This window comes from Aeromonas sp. 2MA4, from assembly GCF_029237305.1.
Classification (GTDB): domain Bacteria; phylum Pseudomonadota; class Gammaproteobacteria; order Enterobacterales; family Aeromonadaceae; genus Aeromonas; species Aeromonas salmonicida.
Genome location: NZ_JAACFY010000033.1, coordinates 1 through 17,060, shown reverse-complemented (window position 1 = coordinate 17,060; position 17,060 = coordinate 1). Strand labels below are relative to the sequence as shown.

Sequence of the window (17,060 nt, the reverse complement as noted above, 5' to 3'; positions counted from 1 at the left end):
CCAAGAGAACGGGGCGAGCCTCGATAGCGGTGTTATGGGAGGGCTGGTTTAGGTTACAGACCCTCCTTGAAGGCTATGAACTGGCACTGTCTCTTGAGCATCAACAGATGTGATCAAGAGACAGCCCAGTGGGTACCCTTCTTGTTTGGTCTATGCAGGCCGCTACTGTTTGCGGCTCAAGATATAGAAGGAGATTCCGCCAAACAACAGGCTGGGAGCAATGGCGGCCAGGATCGGCGGCACGGCGTACACCAGACTGATGGGGCCGAACACACGATCGCTCACATAGACGGCGAAGCCGGTCATAATCCCCATCAGCATGCGGGCGCCCATGCTCACCGAGCGCAGCGGACCGAAGATGAAGGAGGAAGCCAGCAGTATCATGGCCACCACGGAGAGCGGCGACAACAGCTTGCGCCACATCTCCAGCTTGTAACGCCCGGCATCCTGCTTGTTGGCATCGAGATAGCCGATGTAGTCGAGCAGACCGGCCACCGGCAGGTTTTCTGGGTCGATACTCACCACCCCGAGCTGCTTGGGCGTGAGCTCTGAGCTCCACTCCATCTGGGCCTGCGTCTCGCTCAGGATCTGCGCGGGATCGTCAAAACGGGTGATCTGGACCTGCTTGAGCAGCCAGTGATGCTGCTCAAACACGCCTTCGCGAGCCTGGAGGATATCGATCAGTTTACGCTCTGGCGTGAAGCGATAAAGGGTGATGCCGGTCAGTGCGCCATCGTTGCGCACCCCGTTGATATTGACGAAGTTGTTGCCATCACGTGCCCAGACCCCATAAGCAGAAACAGTCAATCGCCCCTCTGACAGCGCGCCAGCCTTGACGTCGTCTGCCATCCGCTTGGCGATGGGCGCCACATACTCACCCATCAATCCCACCAGTATCATCAAGGGGATCGCAGTCTTGAGCGCCGCCATCACGATACTGATCTTGGAGCGGCCCGCCGCCTGCATCACCACCAGCTCAGAGCTGGTCGCCAGCTGACCCAGCCCTATGAGTCCGCCCAGCAGGGCAGCCAGCGGGAAGAACTGAACCGCCTCCTTGGGCATGGAGAGCAGGACGTAATAGAGGGCATTGATCATGTCGTAGTTGCCTTCCCCGACCGACTTGAGCTGCTCCACATACTTGATGAGTGCAGCCAATCCGACGAGGGTCAGTTCACACAGCAGGATCGACATGAAAATGACCCTGCCGATATATCTATCGAGAATGCCAAACATCAGGCGAGATTCCTAAGTTGCAGCATCATGCTGATTTTCTGTTGAAATAGCGTCCTTTCACCCCGTTCCACCAACTGGTGCCCTGCAAGTTGAGCGGCAGGCCGATCAACAGCAGATAGACCAGGGGCACCAGGAACATACCCGGCCAATGGGGCAGGCGTCCGCTGTCGATGGCCGAGCGCGCCGCGCTGAGCAACAGGAAGTAGGAGAGATAGAGCAAGATGGCCGGCAGCAGCTTGGCATAACGGCCCTGACGGGGGTTGACCCGCGCCAGTGGCACTACCAGGAAGGTGAGCACCAGAATGGAGAGCGGCAACGAGATACGCCACTGCAGCTCGGCCATCATGCCGTTGTCCTGAGTCCCCAGCAGCTCGACCGTCGGCCTGGCGGCCGCCTTGCGGTTGGAACGCTCCATCTCCTGCTGACGGATCACCAGACTGTACTCGTCAAATTCGGAGATCTGGAACTGCCTGGTGCTGAAGTGCCCCTCATAGCGAGAACCATCTTTCAGGGTCAACCATTGCAGGCCATTGCTGTCGAGGGTCACTACCCCTTCCGTCGCGACCACCACAGAGGGCGGCTTGCCATCATGGGAGCGTTGCAGCACGAAGATCTTCTGCAGCAGAGACCCCTTGTCATTCAACTCCTGGATGTAGGCAACGAGGCGTCCCTTGTCGAGCTCCATGAAGCGACCCGCCTGCAGGAAAGAGATACCCGGATCCGCCTTGAATTCATCGATCACCTGATACTCCCGTTCCTTGGCCTGGGGAGCTATCCAGCCGGTGTTGAAGGCCGCAACGGCGGCCGTCAACAGGGCCAGCACCATGGCGCAGCGCATCACGAAGCGGTGACTGAATCCCACCGCATGCAGCACCGTCATCTCACTTTCGGCATACAGGCGCCCGTGAGCAAACAAGATGGCTAAAAACAGGCTGATAGGCAGCATCAACAACGCCATATTCGGCAGGTTGAGCAGCAACAGGGTGGAAACCAGGCGTGTCGGTACCTCGCCATCGGCGGCATCGCCGATGATCTTGATAAATTGTTGGCTGACAAAGATAAGCAGCAATACGAATAACACTGCCAGCTGCGTTTTCAGGGTTTCCCTGAACAAATATCGGAAAACGATCACAGTCATTCCCAAGTAAACTTGTGTTTTTAGTCGAATGCCTGAAAAATAGGGCCCTATATTGGATTTTTACCAGTTTGAACTGCGGAGCCTATGGCTGTTCGCTCCGCCTCTGATACCCCAACAAGCACCGCATTATTCAATAAAAGGTGCCTTTTGTCTTTAGGATGTAGGAGATTCCATGGAGTTCAGTGTAAAGAGTGGCAGTCCTGAGAAGCAACGCAGTGCTTGCGTCGTGGTCGGCGTATTCGAGCCCCGTCGTCTCTCTCCGGTTGCCGAACAACTGGACAAGATCAGCGATGGCTACATCAGCTCGCTGCTGCGCCGTGGCGACCTGGAAGGGAAACCAGGCCAGATGCTGTTGCTGCATCAAGTACCAGGCGTGCTCAGTGAGCGCGTGCTGCTGGTCGGTTGTGGCAAGGAGCGGGAACTCGACGAACGCCAGTACAAGCAGATCATCAACAAGACCATCACCACCCTGAACGAGACCGGCTCCATGGAGGCTGTCTGCTTCCTGACCGAGTTGCACGTCAAGGGGCGGGATACCTATTGGAAGGTGCGTCAGGCGGTGGAAACCACCAAGGCGGGCCTCTACAACTTTGATCAGTTCAAGACCAACAAGGCCGAGCCGCGCCGTCCGCTGCGCAAGCTGGTATTCAATGTGCCGACGCGTCGGGAACTGACCATTGGTGAAAAAGCCATCGCCCACGGTCTGGCCGTGGCGAAAGGGGTCCGAGTCTGCCGCGACGTGGCCAACATGCCGCCCAACGTCTGCAATCCGGCCTATCTTGCCTCCCAAGCCCGCCGTCTGGCCGACTCTTTCGACAATATCACCACCAAGGTGATCGGCGAGCAGGAGATGGCCGAGCTCGGCATGAACTCCTATCTGGCGGTAGCCCGTGGCTCCGAGAATGAAGCCATGATGGCCATCATCGAATACAAGGGCAACGCCGATGCCAAGCCCATAGTGCTGGTCGGCAAGGGTCTGACCTTCGATTCGGGCGGCATCTCCATCAAGCCGGCCGAAGGCATGGACGAGATGAAGTACGACATGGGTGGCGCCGCCTCCGTGCTCGGTACCATGCATGCCCTGGCACAGTTGCAGCTGCCCATCAACGTCATTGGCGTGCTGGCCGGTTGCGAGAACATGCCGGGTGGCAACGCCTATCGCCCGGGTGACATCCTCACCTCCATGTCCGGCCAGACCATTGAAGTGCTGAACACGGATGCGGAAGGCCGTCTGGTGCTGTGCGATGCGCTCACCTATGTGGACCGTTACGATCCCGAGACCGTCATCGACGTGGCCACCCTGACCGGTGCCTGCATCATAGCGCTGGGCCACCACACCACGGGGCTGCTGGCCAACCACAACCCGCTGGCTCACGAGCTGCTCAACGCCTCCGAGCAGGCTGGCGATCGCGCCTGGCGCCTGCCGCTGTTCGAGGAGTATCAGGAACAGCTGGAGAGCCCGTTTGCCGACATGGCCAACATAGGCGGGCGTCCGGCCGGTACCATTACCGCGGCCGCCTTCCTGTCACGCTTCACCAAGAAGTACAACTGGGCCCACCTGGATATCGCCGGGACTGCCTGGAAGAGTGGCAAGGACAAAGGCTCCACCGGTCGTCCGGTTCCCCTGCTGACCCAGTTCCTGCTCAACCGGGCAGGCGTGGATATCGAAGAGAAGGAGTAACTCCCCTGCCCCTTTCGATGAATACATCGGAAGCCCGGGAGTTGCCCAGTACCACAAGGAAGAGGCCCGCCTCTTCCTTGTTTCATTCTTGAATCAGTGAGCAGCAGGCGGGAAAACTCCCTGTCAGCCTCTTCGGCGGTCAATAGTCCGTCACCGCAAAACGGGATCAACCTGATGAGCCAAGTGACTTTTTACCTGATGAACGAACAGGATGACGCACAGGCCAGCGCCGTCGAACGGCTCGCCTGCCAACTGGCGGCCGAGTCGTGGGGCGCAGGCCACCTCTACCTGTTTTGCGACGATGAGGCGCAGGCCCTGCGCCTGGACGAGCTGCTGTGGCAACTGCCACCAGAGCGTTTCGTGCCGCACCAGTTGCAAGGCGAGAGCGGTCAGGCGCCGGTGGAGATAGGCCATCAGCCGCCGAAACGGCGCTACGCCCGCCTCATCAATCTGGCCAGAGAGACACCTTTGTTTGCAGGACACTTCGCTCAAGTGGTAGATTTTGTCCCCACTGACGAAACGCAAAAGCAGCAAGCCCGCGAGCGCTACAAGCACTATCGCCAGGCAGGCCATGCCCTCGAGATGAGGGATCAGCCCGTCCTTGCCGCACCGGATCCGGCGCAGCCCTGACTGCACCACCCTCGATCCACGACGAATCAACACCAGACTCCATCCATCCAGATTACGGCGAGACCATGGAAAAGACTTTTAATCACAACGCCATCGAACAGGCGCTCTATCAGCACTGGGAAGCCCAGGGTTACTTCAAGCCCCACGGCGACACCAGCAAAGACTCCTTCTGCATCATGATCCCGCCGCCGAACGTCACCGGCAGCCTGCACATGGGTCACGCCTTCCAGCAAACCCTGATGGACACCTTGATCCGCTACAACCGCATGCAGGGCAAGAACACCCTGTGGCAGGCGGGCACCGACCACGCAGGTATCGCCACCCAGATGGTGGTGGAGCGCAAGATCGCCGCCGAAGAGGGCAAGACCCGTCACGACTACGGTCGCGATGCCTTCATCGACAAGATCTGGCAGTGGAAGGAAGAGTCCGGCGGCACCATCACCCGCCAGATGCGCCGCCTCGGCGACTCCGTGGACTGGGAGCGCGAGCGCTTCACCATGGATGAGGGTCTCTCGAGTGCCGTGCAGGAAGTGTTTGTCCGTCTCTACGAAGATGGCCTTATGTACCGCGGCAAGCGTCTGGTGAACTGGGATCCGAAACTCAACACCGCCATCTCAGATCTGGAAGTGGAGAACCGCGAGATCAAGGGCCACATGTGGCACCTGCGCTATCCGCTGGCCAATGGCGCCAAGACCGCCGAGGGTCAGGATCACCTGATCGTCGCCACCACCCGTCCGGAAACCATGCTGGGCGATACCGCAGTGGCCGTGAACCCGGAAGATCCCCGTTACAAAGCGCTGATCGGCCAGCACATACTGCTGCCACTGGTGAACCGTCTGATCCCCATCGTTGCCGACGAGCACGCCGACATGGAGAAGGGCACCGGCTGCGTGAAGATCACCCCGGCCCACGACTTCAACGACAACGAAGTGGGCAAGCGCCACAACCTGCCGATGATCAACATCTTCACCCTGGACGCCCACGTGCGCGCCGAGGCCGAAGTGGTCGACACCAACGGCAACCCCAGCACCGCCTACGACGCCGCCCTGCCGAGCGAGTTCGCCGGAATGGAGCGCTTCGCCGCCCGCAAGGCCATTGTGGCCAAGCTGGATGAGCTGGGCCTGTTGGCTGAAATCAAGGATCACGTGCTGCAGCAGCCTTACGGCGATCGCGGTGGTGTGCCCATCGAGCCCATGCTGACCGACCAGTGGTACGTGCGTGTGGCGCCGATGGCCAAGACCGCCATCGAAGCGGTGGAAGATGGCCGCATCCAGTTCGTGCCCAAGCAGTACGAGAACATGTACTTCTCCTGGATGCGCGACATTCAGGACTGGTGTGTCTCCCGTCAGCTGTGGTGGGGTCACCGCATCCCGGCCTGGTATGACGACGCCGGCAACGTCTACGTGGGCCGTGACGAGGCAGAAGTGCGTGCCAAGCACAGCATACCGTCCGTAACAGTACTGCGTCAGGACGAAGACGTGCTCGACACCTGGTTCAGCTCCGCCCTGTGGACCTTCTCCACCCTGGGCTGGCCGAACAACACCGAAGCACTCAAGACCTTCCACCCGACCGACGTGCTGATGAGCGGCTTTGACATCATCTTCTTCTGGATCGCCCGGATGATCATGATGACCATGCACTTCATCAAGGACGAAAACGGCCAGCCGCAAGTCCCGTTCAAGACCGTCTACATCACGGGCCTCATCCGTGACGAAGAAGGCCAGAAGATGTCCAAGTCCAAGGGCAACGTGCTGGATCCCCTCGACATGATCGACGGCATCTCGCTGGAAGACCTGATGGAGAAGCGCACCGGCAACATGATGCAGCCGCAGATGGCCGAGAAGATCGGCAAGCGTACCGCCAAGCAGTTCCCGGAAGGGATCGAGGCACACGGTACCGACGCCCTGCGCTTCACCCTGGCGGCGCTGGCCTCTACCGGTCGTGACATCAACTGGGACATGAAGCGCCTGGACGGCTACAACAACTTCTGCAACAAGTTGTGGAACGCCTCCCGCTACGTGCTGATGAACACCGAAGATCAGGATTGTGGCTTTGGCGGCGGTGAGATGGTGTTCAGCCTGGCAGATCGCTGGATCCAGTCCCAGCTGCAGGTCGCCATCCGCGACTTCCGCACCGCGCTGGACACCTACCGCTTCGACATCGCCGCCGGTGTGCTGTACGAATTTATCTGGAACCAGTTCTGTGACTGGTATCTGGAGCTGACCAAGCCGGTGTTGGGCAAAGGCTCCGAGGCCGAGCAGCGTGCCACCCGTCACACCTTGGTGACTGTGCTGGAAACCCTGCTGCGTCTGGCGCACCCGATCATCCCCTTCATCACCGAAACCATCTGGAAATCGGTGGCGCCGCTGACCGGCGTGCACGCCGACACCATCATGCTGCAAGCCTTCCCCGAGTTCGATGCCGCCAAGGTAGACGACGCTGCCATGGCGGATCAGGAGTGGGTGAAGGAGTTTATCGTCGGCATTCGCAACATCCGCGCCGAGATGAACGTGGCGCCGAGCGTGGCCTTGAACGTGCTGCTCAAGTGCGATGCCAAGGACACCCAGCGCGCCGGTGACAACGAGGCTTTCCTCAAGTCCCTGGCCCGTCTGGAATCCATCCGCGTACTGGCGGACGGCGAAGTGGCGCCCCTGTCGGTGAAGAAGCTGATCGGTGCCACCGAGCTGATGATCCCCATGGCTGGCCTCATCGACAAGGATGCCGAACTGACCCGTCTGGCCAAAGAAGTGGCCAAGCTGGTCGGTGAATGCGCCCGTATCGAAGGCAAGCTCGGCAACGAGGCCTTCGTTGCCAAGGCGCCGGAAGCCGTCATTGCCAAGGAGCGCGAGAAGCTGGAAGAGTACCGTGCCCAACTGGTGACGCTCGAGGCACAGCAGGTAGAGATCGCCGCCCTGTAAGTCGGCTGCAGTCCTGACAAAGCCCCCTTTTCACAGGGGGCTTTTGTTTATCTGCCCCATCCCCGCGGGTTTGCTCACATTTTCATACAAATTTAGCGAGCCAAATCACCTGCTTTCACAAGCGCATCTCCCCCAAATTCATTACACTGCCAGCGATCTTTTCTATCGGGAGTGCAGTGGCAGTATGGAAATATTGATCCTGTTTGGATTGATCTTGCTCAATGGCGTCTTTGCCATGTCGGAAATCGCCATTGTTACCGCACGCAAGGCCCGCCTTGGCAAGATGGCGAGCGAAGGGAGTCGTTCTGCTGCCATAGCCCTCAGACTGAGCGAAGATCCGACCAACTTCCTCTCCGCCGTCCAGATAGGCATTACCAGCATAGGTCTGCTCAACGGCATCTACGGCGAGTCACTGCTGGCCCAACCGCTGGCGCTCTGGCTGCAGGAGTGGGGCATGGCCGCCAAGAGCAGCAGCATGCTTGCGACCGTGCTGGTGATCGTCATCGTCACCTACCTCTCCATCGTTGTCGGTGAACTGGTGCCCAAACGCCTCGGTCAGCTCAACGCCGAACGCCTCGCCTGTCTGGTCGCGCGCCCCATGATGTGGCTGGCTGCCGTCACCCGCCCCTTCGTCTGGCTGCTGTCGGCCTCCACCAACGCCAGCCTGCGTATTCTCAGGGCCAAGCAGGATGGTGGTGCCAACGTGACCCAGGAGGAGATCCACGCCATGCTGGCGGAGGGCTCGGAAGCCGGGGTCATCGAAGATCATGAACACACTATGCTGCGCAACGTGTTTCGTCTCGACGAACGCAGTCTGGCCTCCCTGATGGTGCCGCGCAGCGACATCCGTTATCTGGATCTCGCGCTGCCACTGGAGGTGAACCTGCAGCGACTGGTGGAGTATCGCCACAGCTGCTTCCCCGTCTGTGACGGCAGCCTTTCCGATCTGGTGGGCATCATCAACGTCAGCAAGGTGCTGCACGCCTACATCAAAGGGGAGCCCATCAATCTGGCGGCCCTGACCCAGGATGGCAGCCTGTTGCCGGAGACCCTCAACGGACTCGAGCTGCTCAATCATTTTCGCACCCACGCCGAGCACATGGTGCTGGTAGTGGACGAATATGGCGAGTTGCAGGGGCTGGTCACTCAGCAGGATCTGCTGGAGACGCTGGCAGGCGATTTTCAGCAGGAAGACAGCGAGGATAACTGGGCATTCCAGCGAGCCGACGGCAGCTGGCTGCTGGACGGCCTCATTCCCCTGCCGGAGTTGAAAGACTGCCTGAGACTGGCTCAACTGCCGGAAGAAGAAAAACATCACTACCACACCCTCGGAGGGCTTATTATGCTGCTCCTTGGCCGTGTTCCCAGGATCGGAGATCTGGTCACACTGGAACAGTGGCAACTGGAAATTGTTGACATGGATGGTCTGCGCATCGACAAGGTGATCGCCGTGCCTTTGCTCGATCAACCCAGCTAACCTGCGGAGTTTGCAAGAATGGAGCAGTTTTACCAACTGGCTCACGCCTTTATGCATCAGGATCTGGTGACCTTGTCCGATCCCAAGATGGCCTTTATGGTCTGCGGCGTGTTATTGACGTTTCTGGTGCTGGAGAATGGCTTCATCCCTACCGCCTTCTTGCCCGGTGATAGCCTGCTGATCCTGACGGGGGTACTCATCTATCAGGATGTGCTCTCCCTGAGCATAGTGCCGCTACTTATCCTGGCTACCTTCGTCGGTACCTGGCTGGGCTATATGCAGGGTCGCTTCCTCGGCCATACCCAGATGTACCATCGTCTCTTGTCCCATGTGGAAGAGAGGCACAAGGAGAAGGTCTTCTATCTGCTGGACAAGTACGGCATCCTGACCCTGATCACCGCCCGCTATATTGCTTTCGTACGCACTGCCTACCCCTATATCGTCGGGGCGACCGAGATCCCCCAGGGGCGCTTTCTCATCGTCAATCTGATCAGCTCCATCATGTGGATCTGCCCGCTGGTCGGTCTGGGTTACTATCTGAGCCACACCAAGCTTGCAGCCCAGTATGAGTCACAGTTTCTCAGCATCATTCTCTACCTGCCGCTGGTGCTCCTGCTGGGGGGCATTGTCGCCCTGCTCTGGCGCTGGCTGAGCAAACGCAAAGCCGTTCTCCCACGGGATTGAGTCAAACACACAGGGCCATCGCAAGATGGCTCTTTTTTTACCAAAATAGTGGTGAATTCCCACGGGCACCCTTGTAAAACCAGAGTAAAAATGCGTGAATCTAGCGCCTTTTTTCGATGTAAACGGAGTCGGTAGTATGCGGTGTCGGGTTAGCGCAATGGCGCTGGTATATGCATTGGTTGGACTGCTGGGTTTGCCAGCAGCATTGGCTGCCCCCAACCCGGCCAAACTGCAACTGCGATCGAGCAGTGCCCTTGTAGTGGACGTCAACACGGGCAAGACTCTGTATCAGAAAAACGCCACCCGGGTTCGGCCAATCGCCTCGCTGACCAAGCTGATGACGGCGCTGGTGGTACTGGAGGGGCGACAGAACCTCAACCAGACCCTGACCATAGATCAGAATGACAGGGACAACGTCAAGCACACCTATTCACGCATCCGTTTCGGCACCAAGGTGACGCGCCGTGATGCCCTGCATTTGACCTTGATGTCCTCCGAAAACCGCATGGCTTCGGCCTTGGCACGCCACTATCCCGGCGGCCGCCAGGCCTTCATCCGCGCCATGAACAACAAAGCCAGACAGCTTGGCATGCGCAACAGCCGCTTCCACGACTCCACCGGCCTGTCGACGCGCAACGTCTCCACCGCCCAGGATCTGGCCAAGCTCGTCTCCGCCGCCTATCGCCAGCCGCTGATCCGCCAGTTCACTCAGGATGCAAACCGGGATATGCGCTTCAGTACCCCCGCCTATCGCCTGATGTTCAACAACACCAACCCGCTGGTGAAGAACCCTGACTGGGGTGTGCGCCTCTCCAAAACGGGCTTCACCGATGAGGCAGGCCGCTGTCTGGTGATGCGCGCCAAACCCGACAGCCGTGAGCTGGCCATAATACTGCTCAACTCTGTGGGCAAGCGCACCCCCATCGGCGATGCCAACCGCATTCGCAAATGGCTGAAAAGCTGAGTCTCTGAACAGGTGTGAGAAAAAGGATGCTGCGGCATCCTTTTTTATTGGCCGCAGCTCTACGGGTCTCGTCACGTCGAGCCTGCCACGCTTGCCCATCGGCTTGGCTCATCCCGCTATTTGGCAGAGGAGCGCAGAATGGCGCTAGGGTGCAAGGTATTCAGGGGGATCAGCAGGACGAGGTGAACGCAGGGGTGAGGCCGGGTGGAAACCCATAGATGAGGGGAGAGAAAGGGGACGATTGGTCATGTTGCCAGGCATCAAGGGCTGTCTGGCCAGCTCCGGCACATAAAAAAACAGCCCCGACCTAAGTCGAGGCTGTCTGTATGGTGCGCCCGGGAGGATTCGAACCTCCGACCACCTGGTTCGTAGCCAGGTACTCTATCCAGCTGAGCTACGGGCGCTCATCAACTTTTGGTACTGCTCAAAATGGTGCGCCCGGGAGGATTCGAACCTCCGACCACCTGGTTCGTAGCCAGGTACTCTATCCAGCTGAGCTACGGGCGCTCACAAACTTTTGTGTACTGCTCAAAATGGTGCGCCCGGGAGGATTCGAACCTCCGACCACCTGGTTCGTAGCCAGGTACTCTATCCAGCTGAGCTACGGGCGCCCTGATTTAAAACGATAAAAAAAGCTTACTTATCAGTAAGCCTTTTCCAAAGTGTCGACTTGCTGATGGTCAACACATGACTCTTGCTTGAGTCGTAATATGGTGCGCCCGGGAGGATTCGAACCTCCGACCACCTGGTTCGTAGCCAGGTACTCTATCCAGCTGAGCTACGGGCGCAAATGGCGGAGAAGGGGGGATTCGAACCCCCGATGCGGGTATAAGCCGCATACTCCCTTAGCAGGGGAGCGCCTTCAGCCTCTCGGCCACCTCTCCGTTTGCGGGGCTGATAATACTTCACAGGGATTTTTAGTCAAACACTTTTTTGGAGAAAAAAGCGTGTTCGCTCAGCATTTGGACAAAGCGTGGAATATTCAAACAATATCGGCACTTACCCCACAGTTTAGTGCCTTGCAGGGCCATTTCAGACGCGCAAAAAAACAAAAGGCGACACAACCAGTGTCGCCTTAAAGCAGCTATCGATGCGGCTTAGAAATTCGGTTGGCCCGGCACTTTCTCGGCCTGTATCCGCATGTAGATCTCTTCACGGTGTACGGAGACCTCTTTCGGTGCGTTAACACCGATACGAACCTGATTGCCTTTAACGCCCAGTACGGTGACAGTCACTTCGTCACCAATCATCAGGGTTTCCCCTACACGACGAGTCAAAATAAGCATTCGCTTGCTCCTGTATCCTGTTTTGTATTTATATCGATATGCGACATTATCTTACAAAGATACCGATATGGTAAATGGTTGAAACTAAATCAATCAGGGATTGTTCCCCAAGGGCTGCTCATGAGGCTCATTATCCAGCCCGAAAGCGGCGTGCAAGGCGCGCACGGCCAGCTCCAGGTACTTCTCGTCAATCACCACGGATATTTTGATTTCAGAGGTGGAAATCAACTGCATGTTGATCCCTTCCTCGCCCAATACCTTGAACATGGTGCGGGCAACGCCAGGGTGGTTCCACATGCCGACACCGACAATGGACACCTTGGCTATCTCGCCGTTGCCCTGCACGCAGGCGGCCCCCAGTTCGCTGGCGGTCTCCTCCAGCAAGGCGCGCGCCCGGCGATAGTCATCACGATTCACCGTGAAGGTGAAGTCGGCTGTGCCATCCCCCAGCGTGTTCTGCACTATCATGTCGACATCTATGTTGGCGTCGCTGATCGGATTCAGGATCTGCGCCGCAACTGTGGGCCTGTCCGGCACACCCAGAATGGTCAGACTGGCCTCGTTGCGATTGAAGGCTATCCCGGATACCAGGGGAGCTTCCATCCTCTCACCTCCATATGTGATTAAGGTTCCCTCTCCATCGACAAAGCTCGACAGCACCCGTAGTGGCACGCGGTACTTGCCCGCGAATTCCACCGAACGGATCTGCAGCACCTTGGCTCCCAGGCTCGCCATCTCCAGCATCTCCTCGAAGGTGATGGTGGAAAGACGACGGGCCTTGGGCTCGATGCGCGGATCCGTGGTATAGACCCCATCCACATCGGTAAAGATCTGGCATTCATCGGCCTTGATGGCCGCGGCTACCGCCACTGCCGTGGTATCCGACCCACCGCGCCCCAGGGTCGTGATGGCATTGTGCTCATCACGGCCCTGGAAACCGGCGATCACCACCACCTTGCCCGCCCCCAGTTCAGCCTGAACCTGTTCGGTGTCGATGTGGGTGATACGTGCCTTGCCATAGGCGGAGTCGGTATGAATGCGTACCTGATCGCCGGTCATAGAGACCGCAGCGCAACCGCGTTTGTTCAACGCGATCGCCAGCAGCGCTATGGTGACCTGCTCACCGGTGGAGACGAGCACATCCATCTCGCGCCGGTTGGCATCAGGATCCAGCCGCTGGGCCATACCCAGCAACCGGTTGGTTTCCCCCGACATGGCAGAGACCACTACCACCACGTCGTGTCCCTGGGCGCGGGTCAGTTGAACCCGTTCAGCCACCGCCTCGATCCGCTCCAGTGTGCCGACCGAGGTGCCGCCGTACTTCTGTACATAGAGTGCCACAGATCACCTCGCCCTTTTACAGGCGCTCTTCCAGCCAGGAGTGAACGGATTGCAGTGCCGCAGGCACAGCTTCCGGCTGAGTGCCACCCGCCTGAGCCATGTCAGGACGACCACCACCCTTGCCACCCACCTGCTGGGCCACCAGATTGACCAGCTCACCGGCCTTGACCTTGCCGGTCAAATCGCTGGTCACGCCGGCGATCAGGTTGACCTTGTCATCGCTGCTGGTTGCCAGCAGCACGACACCGGACTTCATCCGGTTTTTCAGCTCATCCAGCATGCCACGCAGTGACTTCGGATCCGCCCCTTCCAGCGCCGCTATCAGCACCTTCTGACCGTTGATCTCGATCACCTGACTCAACAGGTCGCTACCAGCCTGGGCGGCCAGCTTGGCCTTGAGCTGCTCCAGCTCGCGCTCCATCATCTTGGACTTGTCCAGTATCTGGCGCACTTTATCGGCGATGGAGAACTGATCCCCCTTCACCAGAGCCGCTGCCTCTTCGATCTGCTCACCCATCTGGTGCATGAAATCGATGGCACCCTTGCCGGTCACGGCTTCGATGCGACGCACACCGGCGGCAATGCCGCTCTCGGCGATGATCTTGAAGAAGCCGATGTCACCGGTGCGCTTGGCGTGAGTACCGCCGCACAGCTCGGTGGAGTAGTCGCCCATGCGCACGACGCGCACGTCGTCTTCATATTTTTCACCAAACAGCGCCATGGCACCGGCCGACTTGGCCGCTTCCAGATCCATTACCTGGGTAGCGATGTCGTGGTTGGCACGGATCTGGGCATTGACCAGCTCCTCGACCCGACGAATGGTCGCCATGGTCAGTCCTTCGAAGTGGGAGAAATCGAAGCGCATGCGCTCAGCCCCCACCAGAGACCCTTTCTGAGTCACGTGATCCCCCAGCGCCTGGCGCAGGGCTGCGTGCAGCAGGTGAGTCACAGAGTGGTTCAGGGCCACAGCCTGACGACGCTCGCCATCGACCACGGCTTCGACCAGGGCGCCTTTCTCCAGGGTACCCAGCTCCAGATAACCCTTGTGGATGATGGCCTTGCCCGCTTTCTGGGTATCGGTCACGGCGAAGATGCCGTCATCTACCTTGAGCACACCGCAATCACCCACCTGACCACCTGACTCGGCGTAGAAGGGAGTCTCGGCCAGTACCACGACGGCTTCTTCACCGGCGATGAGGCCATTCACTTCGACGCCATCCTTGTAGATGCCGACGACGCTGGTTTTCTGGCTCAGCTGCTTGTAACCGGTAAACGGGGTCTCGAAGTCCAGCTTGAGCACCTCGTTGTAGTTCACACCGAAGCTGGAAGCCTCTTTCGCGCGGGCACGCTGCTTCTCCATCTCGGCATTGAAGCCCTCTTCGTCGATGCCGATCTCGCGCTCGCGCACCACGTCGGCGGTCAGGTCAGCCGGGAAGCCGTAGGTGTCATACAGCTTGAACACCACCTCGCCAGGTATGACCTTGGCATCACCCAGGTTGGCCAGCACGTCTTCCAGCAGCAGCAGGCCGCGATCCAGCGTACGGACGAACTGCTCTTCCTCGATGCGCAGCACGCGCTCGACCAGCGGCAGCTGGGCAATCAGCTCGGCGCCCACGTCTTTCATCTGCACCGCCAGCTCGGCAGCCAGCTTGTAGAAGAAGACGTCGGTGGCACCCAGCTTGCGACCGTGACGCACAGCGCGACGGATAATGCGGCGCAGCACATAGCCACGACCTTCGTTGGACGGCATGACGCCGTCAGCGATCAGGAAGGCGCAGGAGCGGATGTGGTCTGCGATGACGCGCAGGGACTGATTGCTGAGATCGGTAGTGCCGACGATCTCGGCCGCTTTCTTGATCAGCGCCTGGAAGATGTCGATTTCGTAGTTGGAGTGCACGCCCTGCATGATGGCGGAGATACGCTCCAGACCCATGCCGGTATCCACGGACGGACGGGGCAGCGGTTCCATGGTGCCGTCAGCCTGACGGTTGAACTGCATGAACACCACGTTCCAGATCTCGATGAAACGGTCGCCATCTTCTTCCGGTGAACCGGGAGGACCACCCCAGATGTGATCGCCGTGGTCATAGAAGATCTCGGTGCAGGGGCCACACGGACCTGTATCACCCATCTGCCAGAAGTTATCGGAAGCAAAGGCTGCCCCCTTGTTGTCACCGATGCGCACTATGCGCTCGACCGGCACACCCACTTCGTTTGCCCAGATATTGAAGGCTTCATCGTCCGTTTCATACACGGTTACCAGCAAACGCTCTTTGGGCAGCTGGAGAGTACCGGTCAGGAATTCCCAGGCAAAACGGATGGCGTCCTGCTTGAAGTAGTCACCGAAGCTGAAGTTGCCCAGCATTTCGAAGAAGGTGTGGTGACGAGCGGTATAGCCGACGTTTTCCAGGTCATTGTGTTTACCACCGGCACGGACACAACGCTGGGAAGTGGTTGCCCGATTGTAGGCACGCTTGTCTGCACCAAGGAACACATCCTTGAACTGGTTCATGCCTGCGTTGGTAAACAACAGGGTCGGGTCGTTATGCGGTACCAGCGAGCTGGAAGAGACAACCTGGTGCCCCTGAGAGCGGAAATACTCGAGAAACGCAGCGCGTATCTCTGACGTGGACATATACATGGAAAATCCTGCTTGATTCGAATACGGACTTTTAACCGCATTAATGTAAGTTTTCTGCGGGGTAAAGTAAAACGTGCCGGTCGGTCACGGGTGAAAAAGTGCACATAAATGTGTGTTGGCGGGCAATGGGGGCAGACAAGCGGTTTTTGCAGAGAAAATACGGCCACACGCGGGGGAATATTCGTGGCAAAACGGGTCGGTGAGCTTACAGAAACAAGGAACCCACCCTCAATACGCGGACGTGGGCCTGCCGTTCGAACTGTGCACCGCTTGGTGGCTTGATGTGACGCGACCTGTGGCCTCATGGGCTGACTGGCGGTCACCCGGCACACTGCAGGAATAAGGCGGGTCGCCTGACCTGTATCGGGATAATGGCACGGTCAGCACGGTTGATGGCATGCCGCTTCCAGATCAATCGTCTTGAGTTTCGCTCTCCATCATGGTCGCGATGGCATAACGGGCCTGATCCTGATTAAACCCGCGGCCCAGCAGATACTTGAGCCACTTCATCCGCAGTTTGAAGTCTCCCAGATCGCTGGCTCTGGCTCGTCGCTCAAGCAGGGCCAGAGCCAGCTCGAACCAGTCCAGTTCAGGCTGATCGAACGCGGCCTCTATCTGGCCATCGTCCAGCCCCTTGCGGCGCAGCTCAAAGCGGATCTTGATGGGACCATGACCCTTGGCAGCACCAGATCGCACCGCCATGGCGCCATAGCGCTCGTCATTGACCCAGTTATACCCTCGGCAGTAGTCGACGACAGCGCAGGCGACATCTTCGTTGAAGCCCTGCTGGCGCAGCCGGTTGGCCAGTTCAGACTCGGCGCTCTCGCGGCGAGCCAGACTGCGCATGGCAAAAGCGCGGGCGGCAGCAAACTGCTCTTCGAAGGAGGGTTCAGTGGGTTCGCAGTTAGGTGTATCAGTCATAAATGACAAGGCCGGGGGTTAGCTGTGATCTCTCTGTAGGTTGTTCACTCGGGGCATTCCCGGAAAACTGGAGGCGCCAACCAAACCAATCATCCGAGGTGCCCCAGTGAACAACCATAAAAATGCCCGATTAACCGTCTTTGGTC

Annotated in this window: 12 protein-coding genes and 5 tRNA genes; 6 read left to right on the top strand and 11 right to left on the bottom strand. The window is 58.7% G+C overall.

Annotated elements, in window-relative coordinates:
* Nucleotides 1-162: 162 nt before the first annotated feature.
* Entirely contained in the window at nt 163-1,233 is a 1,071-nt protein-coding gene (lptG, locus tag GWQ31_RS21440) for an LPS export ABC transporter permease LptG (RefSeq protein WP_005315733.1), read from the bottom strand.
* A 25-nt stretch (nt 1,234-1,258) separates the two neighbouring features.
* Complete coding sequence (gene lptF / locus GWQ31_RS21435) at nt 1,259-2,371, bottom strand: LPS export ABC transporter permease LptF (protein ID WP_034524441.1); 1,113 nt, start codon at nt 2,369-2,371, stop codon at nt 1,259-1,261.
* 172 nt (nt 2,372-2,543) lie between these two features.
* Between lptF and pepA the strand changes: the two genes are divergently transcribed.
* From pepA to pbpG, 6 genes are all read left to right on the top strand, one after another.
* Nucleotides 2,544-4,052 carry a leucyl aminopeptidase gene (gene pepA / locus GWQ31_RS21430; protein WP_265461974.1) on the top strand — a complete coding sequence of 503 codons (1,509 nt, stop codon included), beginning with the start codon at nt 2,544-2,546 and terminating at the stop codon, nt 4,050-4,052.
* Between the two features lie 174 nt (nt 4,053-4,226).
* Nucleotides 4,227-4,682: a DNA polymerase III subunit chi gene (locus GWQ31_RS21425; RefSeq protein ID WP_005315744.1), complete on the top strand. Its 456-nt coding sequence runs from the start codon at nt 4,227-4,229 to the stop codon at nt 4,680-4,682.
* A gap of 65 nt (nt 4,683-4,747) precedes the next feature.
* Nucleotides 4,748-7,600 (top strand): valine--tRNA ligase, encoded by a 2,853-nt coding sequence (locus tag GWQ31_RS21420; protein ID WP_275910228.1) that lies wholly within the window; start codon nt 4,748-4,750, stop codon nt 7,598-7,600.
* A 184-nt stretch (nt 7,601-7,784) separates the two neighbouring features.
* Nucleotides 7,785-9,077 (top strand): hemolysin family protein, encoded by a 1,293-nt coding sequence (locus tag GWQ31_RS21415; protein ID WP_275910227.1) that lies wholly within the window; start codon nt 7,785-7,787, stop codon nt 9,075-9,077.
* A gap of 18 nt (nt 9,078-9,095) precedes the next feature.
* Nucleotides 9,096-9,761 carry a DedA family protein gene (locus tag GWQ31_RS21410; protein WP_021140999.1) on the top strand — a complete coding sequence of 222 codons (666 nt, stop codon included), beginning with the start codon at nt 9,096-9,098 and terminating at the stop codon, nt 9,759-9,761.
* Nucleotides 9,762-9,897: 136 nt separating this feature from the next.
* Complete coding sequence (gene pbpG / locus GWQ31_RS21405; RefSeq protein WP_275910226.1) at nt 9,898-10,725, top strand: D-alanyl-D-alanine endopeptidase; 828 nt, start codon at nt 9,898-9,900, stop codon at nt 10,723-10,725.
* A 327-nt stretch (nt 10,726-11,052) separates the two neighbouring features.
* On the opposite strand, the gene GWQ31_RS21400 is transcribed toward pbpG, so the two are convergent.
* The 9 genes from GWQ31_RS21400 to GWQ31_RS21360 all read right to left on the bottom strand — a co-directional run bounded on the left by GWQ31_RS21400 (nt 11,053) and on the right by GWQ31_RS21360 (nt 16,914).
* Nucleotides 11,053-11,129: transfer RNA gene (locus GWQ31_RS21400), tRNA-Arg, on the bottom strand.
* Nucleotides 11,130-11,155: 26 nt separating this feature from the next.
* Nucleotides 11,156-11,232 (bottom strand) — tRNA-Arg (locus GWQ31_RS21395).
* 27 nt (nt 11,233-11,259) lie between these two features.
* Nucleotides 11,260-11,336: transfer RNA gene (locus tag GWQ31_RS21390), tRNA-Arg, on the bottom strand.
* Nucleotides 11,337-11,436: 100 nt separating this feature from the next.
* Nucleotides 11,437-11,513 (bottom strand) — tRNA-Arg (locus tag GWQ31_RS21385).
* A 3-nt stretch (nt 11,514-11,516) separates the two neighbouring features.
* A tRNA-Ser gene (locus tag GWQ31_RS21380) sits at nt 11,517-11,609 on the bottom strand.
* Nucleotides 11,610-11,822: 213 nt separating this feature from the next.
* Entirely contained in the window at nt 11,823-12,011 is a 189-nt protein-coding gene (gene csrA, locus GWQ31_RS21375) for a carbon storage regulator CsrA (protein WP_005315760.1), read from the bottom strand.
* Between the two features lie 93 nt (nt 12,012-12,104).
* Nucleotides 12,105-13,352 carry an aspartate kinase gene (locus GWQ31_RS21370; RefSeq protein WP_058395347.1) on the bottom strand — a complete coding sequence of 416 codons (1,248 nt, stop codon included), beginning with the start codon at nt 13,350-13,352 and terminating at the stop codon, nt 12,105-12,107.
* Nucleotides 13,353-13,368: 16 nt separating this feature from the next.
* Entirely contained in the window at nt 13,369-15,993 is a 2,625-nt protein-coding gene (gene alaS, locus GWQ31_RS21365; RefSeq protein ID WP_021139425.1) for an alanine--tRNA ligase, read from the bottom strand.
* Nucleotides 15,994-16,404: 411 nt separating this feature from the next.
* A complete protein-coding gene (locus GWQ31_RS21360) occupies nt 16,405-16,914 on the bottom strand; it encodes a regulatory protein RecX (RefSeq protein WP_275910225.1) in 510 nt (169 codons plus the stop codon).
* Nucleotides 16,915-17,060 lie beyond the last annotated feature (146 nt).

Coding starts and splice junctions, on each gene's coding strand:
- GWQ31_RS21410 (WP_021140999.1), top strand. CDS start 9,096: ATGGAGCAGTTTTACCAACTGGCTCACGCCTTTATGCATCAGGATCTG.
- alaS (WP_021139425.1), bottom strand. CDS start 15,993: ATGTATATGTCCACGTCAGAGATACGCGCTGCGTTTCTCGAGTATTTC.
- pepA (WP_265461974.1), top strand. CDS start 2,544: ATGGAGTTCAGTGTAAAGAGTGGCAGTCCTGAGAAGCAACGCAGTGCT.
- GWQ31_RS21360 (WP_275910225.1), bottom strand. CDS start 16,914: ATGACTGATACACCTAACTGCGAACCCACTGAACCCTCCTTCGAAGAG.
- pbpG (WP_275910226.1), top strand. CDS start 9,898: ATGCGGTGTCGGGTTAGCGCAATGGCGCTGGTATATGCATTGGTTGGA.
- lptG (WP_005315733.1), bottom strand. CDS start 1,233: ATGTTTGGCATTCTCGATAGATATATCGGCAGGGTCATTTTCATGTCG.
- lptF (WP_034524441.1), bottom strand. CDS start 2,371: ATGACTGTGATCGTTTTCCGATATTTGTTCAGGGAAACCCTGAAAACG.
- GWQ31_RS21420 (WP_275910228.1), top strand. CDS start 4,748: ATGGAAAAGACTTTTAATCACAACGCCATCGAACAGGCGCTCTATCAG.
- GWQ31_RS21415 (WP_275910227.1), top strand. CDS start 7,785: ATGGAAATATTGATCCTGTTTGGATTGATCTTGCTCAATGGCGTCTTT.
- csrA (WP_005315760.1), bottom strand. CDS start 12,011: ATGCTTATTTTGACTCGTCGTGTAGGGGAAACCCTGATGATTGGTGAC.
- GWQ31_RS21425 (WP_005315744.1), top strand. CDS start 4,227: ATGAGCCAAGTGACTTTTTACCTGATGAACGAACAGGATGACGCACAG.